This window comes from Acidovorax sp. KPB24-07, from assembly GCF_057543315.1.
Genome location: NZ_BAAJYS010000187.1, coordinates 1 through 7311 on the forward strand (window position 1 = coordinate 1; position 7311 = coordinate 7311).

Annotated in this window: 8 protein-coding genes; all 8 read right to left on the reverse strand. The window is 67.3% G+C overall.

Features of this window, described 5'->3' with window-relative positions:
- On the reverse strand, window positions 1-352 hold a 352-nt coding region (locus AC27IQ_RS16460; protein WP_487090095.1), incomplete at its 3' end, for a Mur ligase domain-containing protein.
- Window positions 349-2094 (reverse strand): peptidoglycan D,D-transpeptidase FtsI family protein, encoded by a 1746-nt coding sequence (locus AC27IQ_RS16465; RefSeq protein WP_272567204.1) that lies wholly within the window; start codon window positions 2092-2094, stop codon window positions 349-351. The genes AC27IQ_RS16460 and AC27IQ_RS16465, both read right to left, overlap by 4 nt.
- A complete protein-coding gene (gene ftsL, locus AC27IQ_RS16470; RefSeq protein ID WP_284405268.1) occupies window positions 2091-2429 on the reverse strand; it encodes a cell division protein FtsL in 339 nt (112 codons plus the stop codon). Before ftsL ends, AC27IQ_RS16465 begins: the two co-directional genes overlap by 4 nt.
- Complete coding sequence (rsmH, locus tag AC27IQ_RS16475) at window positions 2426-3355, reverse strand: 16S rRNA (cytosine(1402)-N(4))-methyltransferase RsmH (protein ID WP_487090097.1); 930 nt, start codon at window positions 3353-3355, stop codon at window positions 2426-2428. The genes ftsL and rsmH overlap by 4 nt, the downstream gene beginning before the upstream one ends.
- 7 nt (window positions 3356-3362) lie before the next feature.
- On the reverse strand, window positions 3363-3791 hold the full coding sequence (gene mraZ, locus AC27IQ_RS16480; protein WP_272569587.1) for a division/cell wall cluster transcriptional repressor MraZ: 429 nt from the start codon (window positions 3789-3791) through the stop codon (window positions 3363-3365).
- Window positions 3792-4089: 298 nt separating this feature from the next.
- Window positions 4090-5421: an ATP-dependent protease ATPase subunit HslU gene (gene hslU / locus AC27IQ_RS16485; RefSeq protein WP_284393014.1), complete on the reverse strand. Its 1332-nt coding sequence runs from the start codon at window positions 5419-5421 to the stop codon at window positions 4090-4092.
- 82 nt (window positions 5422-5503) lie between these two features.
- Window positions 5504-6049 carry an ATP-dependent protease subunit HslV gene (gene hslV / locus AC27IQ_RS16490; RefSeq protein WP_272567200.1) on the reverse strand — a complete coding sequence of 182 codons (546 nt, stop codon included), beginning with the start codon at window positions 6047-6049 and terminating at the stop codon, window positions 5504-5506.
- A 110-nt stretch (window positions 6050-6159) separates the two neighbouring features.
- A partial coding sequence (locus AC27IQ_RS16495) for an STAS domain-containing protein (RefSeq protein WP_487090096.1) occupies window positions 6160-7311 on the reverse strand: 1152 nt, incomplete at its 5' end.

Below are 7311 nucleotides of genomic sequence, written 5' to 3' on the forward strand. Positions count from 1 at the left end.
TGGTCTTGCCGTTGGTGCCGGTGACGGCCAGCACGTCGATCGACTGCGTGGGGTGGCCGAACCACTCGGCCGCCAGCGTTCCGGTGATGGCCTTGAGCCCGCGCAGCGCGGCCACCGGCGCATGGGCGAAATCGAAGGCCTCGATGCCTTCGTGCTCGACCAGGCAGGCCATGGCGCCACGCGCCAGCGCATCGCCCACATGGGCGCGGCCATCGGTGGCGGCGCCCGGCCAGGCGATGAAGCCGTCGCCGGGCTGGATGAGCCGGCTGTCGGTCTGCAGCGTACCGGTCACCCGGGCGGCCAGCCATTGCACGGCGTCGTGCACCGAGGTGAGCAGCGGGGTCGTCGTCATAGCGATTCCTCCACGGTGTTGGCCACGATCTGGGGCTTGACGGCCATGTCGGGCTGCACGCCCATCATGCGAAGGGTCTGCTGCACCACGGCGCTGAACACCGGCGCCGCCACCGCACCGCCGTAGAACACGCCGTTGCTGGGCTCGTCGATCATCACCGCGACGATGATGCGCGGCTTGTCGATCGGCGCCATGCCGGTGAACCACGCCCGGTACTTGCCCGAGGCATAGCTCTTTCCCACCTGCTTGCGCGCGGTGCCGGATTTTCCGCCCACCGAGTAGCCCACGGTCTGCGCCTGCTGGCCCGTGCCGCCGGGGCCCGCGGCCATCTGCAGCATCTTGCGCACCTGGTCGGCCGTGCGCTCGGAGAACACGGGCACGCCGACCGCCGGCGTGCTCGACTTGAGCATGGTGGCGGGAATGATCTGGCCGCCGTTGGCGAACACCGTGTACGAGCGCGCCATCTGCAGCAGGCTGGCAGACAGGCCGTAGCCGTAGGACATGGTGGCCTGCTCCACCGGGCGCCAGGTCTTGTAGGGCCGCAGGCGGCCGCTCACCACGCCGGGGAAGTGGATCTGCGGCTTCTGCCCGAAACCGGCCGCCGAGAAGGTCTCCCACATCTCGCGCGCCGGCATCTGCATGGCGATCTTGGTGGTGCCCACGTTGCTGGATTTCTGGATCACGCCCTCGACCGTGAGCACGCCGTAGTTGTGCGTGTCGGAGATGGTCGAGCCCGTGATGGTGACGCGGCCGGGGTTGGTGTCCACGATGGTTTCCGGGCGCACGCGGCCGGTCTCCAGCGCCAGGCCGATGGTGAACGGCTTCATGGTGGAGCCGGGCTCGAACACGTCGGTGAGCGCGCGGTTGCGCAGCTGCTCGCCGGTGAGGTTCTGGCGCTTGTCGGGCACGTAGCTCGGGTAGTTGGCCAGCGCCAGCAGCTCGCCCGTGTGCGCGTCGATCACCACCACGCTGCCAGCCTTGGCCTTGTGCAGCGCCACCTGGTCGCGCAGCTTCTGGTAGGCGAAGAACTGCACCTTGCTGTCGATGGACAGCTGCATGTCCTGCCCGTCCACCGGCGGCACCTCGGCGCCCACGCCCTCCACCACGCGGCCCAGGCGGTCCTTGATGACGCGTCGCGAGCCGGCCTTGCCGGCCAGCTGCTGGTCGAAGGCCAGCTCCATGCCTTCCTGGCCATGGTCTTCCACATTGGTGAAGCCCACCACGTGCGCGGCCGATTCGCCTTCGGGGTACTGGCGCTTGTATTCCTTGCGCTGGTAGATGCCCTTGATGTCGAGGGCGGCGATCTGCTGGCCGACCTCCCAGTCGAGCTGGCGCTTGATCCAGACGAAGGTCTTGTCCTCGTCCGCGAGCTTGGTCTTGAGCGCGGGCAGCGGCATCTCCAGCAGCTTGGCCAGTTGCTGGAGCTTTTCGCGCACCTCGGGCTTGTCCTGCTCCACGTCTTCCGGAATCGCCCAGATGCTGGCCGCCGGCACGCTGGAGGCCAGGATCAGCCCGTTGCGGTCCAGGATGCGGCCCCGGTTGGCGGGCAGCTCCAGCGTGCGGGCGAAGCGCACCTCGCCCTGCCGCTGGAAGAACGCATTGCCGAACACCTGCACGTAGGCCGCGCGGGCGCCCAGGCCCACGAAGCCCAGCGCCACCATGGCGACGATGAACTTGCTGCGCCAGACCGGCGTCTTGCTGGCCAGCAGCGGGCTGGAGGTGTAGTTGACGCTGCGGCTCATCGGCGCACGCTCCCCGCGCCACCCGGCGTGGCCGGCACGGGCGCTGCCGTGGCGGCCGTGACCACCGGCGTGCCGTCGTCGGCGACGTACTGCGTGATGGCCGGCGTGGCCGTGCGCATCTGCAGGCGGTCGCGGGCGAGTTTTTCCACCCGCAGCGGCGTCGCCTGGGCGCGCTTTTCGACCTGCAGGCGCTGGTGTTCGGTCTCCAGCCGGCGCGACTCGGCCACCGCGCGGTCCAGCTCGGTGAACAGGCGCCGCGACTCGTACTGCATGTGCACGAGGTACAGCGCGCTCACCATCACCCCCAGCAGCAGCACCAGGCTCAGGCGCGTCATGACTGCACCTCCGTGCGCTCGGCCACGCGCATCACCGCGCTGCGGGAGCGGGGATTGGCCTCGATCTCGGCTGCGGTGGGCTTGATGCGGTCCAGCGCCTTGAGCCGCATGGGCTGCGGCTGCGCAAATGGCGCGCGGCGGTCGAAGACCTCCTTGGAATGCTGGGCGATGAACTGCTTGACGATGCGGTCTTCCAGCGAATGGAAGCTGATCACCACCAGCCGGCCACCGGGTGCGAGCACCCGCAGGCTGGCCTCTAGCGCCTGTTGCAGCTCTTCAAGCTCGGCGTTGATGAAAATCCGAAGAGCCTGAAATGTGCGCGTTGCAGGGTTCTGGCCTGCTTCGCGGGTCTTGACCGAGCCAGCCACGAGTTGGGCCAGTTCAGCGGTGGTGGCAAGAGGGCCCCGCTCCTCGCGACGAGCAACAATCGCCTTTGCAATGGGGCCAGCAAACCGTTCTTCGCCGTAGTCACGTATCACCTCCGCAATCTGCCCGACCTCGGCCGTGGCCAGCCAATCGGCCACGCTCTCGCCGCGCGTGGTGTCCATGCGCATGTCCAGCGGGCCGTCGAAACGAAAGCTGAAGCCCCGGCCGGGGCTGTCGATCTGGGGTGAACTCACGCCCAGGTCCATGAGGATGCCCGCGGCGCTGCGCTCGGGCAGTTCGGCCAGATGGCGGAATCCTTCATGCCGAATGGAAAAGCGCGCATCGGTGATGCGCGCTGCTTCTGCGATGGCCTCGGGGTCCTTGTCGAACGCCACGAGGCCCCCGCCCGGCCCCAGCCGGTCCAGTATCTTGCGGGAGTGCCCGCCACGGCCGAAGGTGGCATCGATCCACACGCCGGCGGGCGCGGGGCCGGCGGCGCCCAGCAGGGCGTCGACCGCCTCGCCCAGCAAGACCGTGGTGTGTTGCAGCGGTGCGTTCACCATGGCCTCAGAAAGAAAAGTCCTGGAAAGCGGCCGGCATCTCGGCCTGCATGGCAACAGCCTCCTGCGCCTCGTAGGTGGCCTTGTCCCACAGCTCGAAGTGGTTGCCCATGCCGAGCAGCATCGTGTCCTTGGTGATGCCGGCGGCCTGCCGCAGTTCGGGCGAGACCAGCACGCGGCCGGTGCCATCCATGTCCACGTCCATCGCGTTGCCCAGGAAGATGCGCTTCCACCACTGGGCGGACATGGGCAGCTCGGCAATGCGTTCGCGGAATTTTTCCCATTCGGGGCGGGGAAACACCATGAGGCAGCCGTGCGGATGCTTGGTGATGGTGAGCTGACTGTTGGCGGTCGCCGCGAGGACGTCACGATGCCGGGTAGGCACGGAAAGCCTTCCCTTCGCATCCAGACTCAGCGATGACGCCCCTTGAAACACGGAATCGAACCCCAGCTCGTTGTCGCGCCTGCGCATCCGGAATGGACGCACGAGGGCACTTTTCACCACTTAATTGCACTTTTTTGCACTGTAGCAGGAAAAAAATACCGAGCCCCGCCAGGTGCAACAAAGTTTTGCAATGAAATCAACGACTTAGCACCGACAGTGCCAGTGGAGAACACCCAAAATGCTTTACTGAATAAGCACTTAGCCCAGGCTATGCAAGTGATACCTGAAGGCTCTCGGGCAACCTGGAATCCGGGCAAGAATCCAGGGGCCCGCAACACGCCGGAATCTTTTACAAGATATAGCGCGACAAATCCTCGTCCTGGCTCAAGGACTCGAGCCGCGCGTTCACGTACGCAGCATCCACCACCACCGTTTGGCCGGACAAACGGGCGGCATCGAAGCTCACTTCGTCCAGCAGCCGCTCCATCACCGTGGACAGCCGGCGCGCGCCGATGTTCTCGGTGCGCTCGTTCACCTCGAAGGCGATGTGCGCCAGGCGCGTGATGCCCTCGGGCGCGAATTCGAGCGTAACGCCTTCGGTGGCCAGCAGGGCCTGGTACTGCTTGACCAGCGAGGCATGCGTCTGCGTGAGGATGGCTTCGAAATCCTGCACGGACAGCGATTCGAGTTCGACGCGGATCGGAAAGCGCCCCTGCAGCTCGGGGATCAGGTCGCTCGGCTTGCTCAGGTGGAAAGCGCCCGAGGCGATGAACAGGATGTGGTCCGTCTTGACCATGCCGTACTTGGTGGACACGGTGGTGCCCTCCACCAGCGGCAGCAGGTCGCGCTGCACGCCCTGGCGCGAGATGTCCGAGCCGCTTGATTCCTGGCGGGTGGCCACCTTGTCGATCTCGTCGATGAAGACGATGCCGTTCTGCTCGGCGTTCTGCACGGCGCGGGTCTTCACCTCGTCCTCGTTCACGAGCTTGGCGGCCTCCTCGTCGGTGAGCAGCTTGAGCGCCTCGGCGATCTTGAGCTTGCGCGTGCGGCGCTTTTCCTGCCCCATCTGGCTGAACATGCCGCGCAGCTGCTCGGCCATCTCTTCCATGCCCTGCGGGCCCATGATCTCCAGCTGCGGCCGGGCGTCGGCCACGTCGATCTCGATTTCCTTGTCGTCCAGCTGGCCCTCGCGCAGCTTCTTGCGGAACACCTGCCGGGCGGTGTTGTCGGCCGGCGGCGCGGCCTCGGCCGCCGCATGGCCCCGCGCGGGCGGCACCAGCACGTCGAGGATGCGGTCCTCGGCCGCGTCTTCGGCGCGGGCGCGGCCCTTTTTCATGTCGCTCTCGCGCGCCTGCTTGACGGCCATCTCGACCAGGTCGCGGACGATGGAGTCCACGTCCTTGCCCACGTAGCCCACCTCGGTGAACTTGGTGGCCTCGACCTTGATGAAGGGCGCATCGGCCAGCCGGGCCAGGCGGCGCGCGATCTCGGTCTTGCCCACGCCGGTGGGGCCGATCATGAGGATGTTCTTGGGGGTGATCTCGTGGCGCAGGCTGCCTTCCACCTGCTGGCGGCGCCAGCGGTTGCGCAGCGCGATGGCAACGGCGCGCTTGGCGCTGGCCTGGCCGACGATGTGGTGGTCGAGTTCGGAGACGATTTCCTGGGGGGTCATGGACGACATGGGGACCTGCAATCAAATCAGCCGTCAGCACATATTCTTCTAAGGCAGACAGCTATCAAAATAATAGTAACCGCCGAAGCGCTCAGAGCGTCTCGATGGTGTGGTTCATGTTGGTGTAGATGCACAATTCGCCGGCGATCTCCAGCGACTTCTTGACCACTTCCTGCGCGCTGAGCTCGGTGTGGTTCAGCAGCGCCTTGGCCGCCGAGTGCGCATAGGCGCCGCCCGATCCGATGGCCACGATGCCCTGCTCGGGCTCCAGCACGTCGCCGTTGCCAGTGATGATCAGCGAGGCGCTGGTGTCGGCCACCGCCAGCATGGCCTCCAGGCGGCGCAGGACGCGGTCGGTGCGCCAGTCCTTGGTGAGTTCGATGGCCGCGCGCGTCAGGTGGCCCTGGTGCTTTTCCAGCTTGGCCTCGAACCGTTCGAAGAGCGTGAACGCATCGGCCGTGGCCCCGGCGAAGCCCGCCAGGACCTTGCCGTGGTAGAGCTTGCGCACCTTGCGCGCGGTGCCCTTGACCACGATGTTGCCCAGGGTGACCTGGCCGTCGCCGCCGATGGCGACCTGGATGCCGTCCGCCGTCTGGCGGCGGACGCTGAGGATGGTGGTGCCGTGAAACTGTTCCATAGCGTTGGCATGTGGGGATGCCCGCACGGTTTGCAACGCCCCCCGCGCACGGCGTTGCACGGGGCATGAAGAGCGGCCAGCGCGCCCTGCCGGCGCCCTGTGCCCGAGGGTCAGTTCTTGCGCGGAACGACCCAGGCGTGTTCGTTCACGCCGATCACGTTGAAGAACACCGCCACCAGCCGCTGCAGGTTGACGAAGTGGACCGCGTGGCCCTGGGCCTGTTGCTCGGCCGCCCAGTTGAGCACCGAGCCGGCCGCCGCGAAGTCCACCCGCACCAGGCGGTCGCACGCGATGATCAGCGGCGCACCGGGTTTCACCTGCTCCTCGAACGGCGCCAGCAGCGGCACCGCGTCGCCTTCGATGTGGCCGGACAGCGAGGCCGAAGGCTCGGCACTCTCCAGGCCCGCCGGCATGGACGAGGGTTCGCCGTAGCCCGAGGCATGCAAATCGGAGGGCGTGACATCTGCGGGCACCGGGGCGCCGCTGTCGTCGCTGGAATAACTGCACCGCGGCGAGATCCACGATGGCGGCGAGACCTCGTAGGTCACGCAATAGTCGAGCGCCACGAGTTCGAACTCGTCGGGGCGGCCCATGAGGCGCAGCGCCGCCATGCGCAAGCGCCACCACTCGGGCGACGTGTCCCGGTCTCCGGACTGGGTGCGGGCTTCCAGCACCGTGTTGAGCGCCTCCACGCCGAAGAACGTCAGCTGCACCTCCTGCTCCGCCCACTGCGTGAAGAGGTTAGCCAGCAGCGGCACGGCGGCCTCGTCGATGGCGGCCAGGCGCGACCAGGTCAGCGTCCAGGGCGGGGCGGCGCGGGCGAGCGACGCCTGCAGCGCCACCACCGATTGCGCGGCCAGCGTGGTCGGCGAGTTCCAGCTGAACTCGCGCTGCGGGAAGCCCGTGGCGGCCGGCGCGGGCTGCGCCTGCAGGCCCAGCAGTTCGGGCATGGAAAACCACAGCGGCGCCGAGCGGCTGAACCGGGCCGCATAGTCGATCGCCAGCGCATCGAAGCGCTCGTGCTCCCCGATGGCGCGGTACAGGTCGAACAGCGTCATCCAGATCTCCAGCTGCTGCTGGGGATCGTCCTGCTCGTGCTGCGCCAGCACTTCGAGCAGGCCGGACTCCGCGCCGGCATGGTCGCCATTGGCAAAGCGGATGGCGGCTTCCTCGAGGTCGGGTTCGTGCACGAATTCCTCCGGTTCTGCGGGGGCCACCTCGGGGGCCGGTGGCGGGGCGTATGCAGCAGCGGCTGCCGGCAC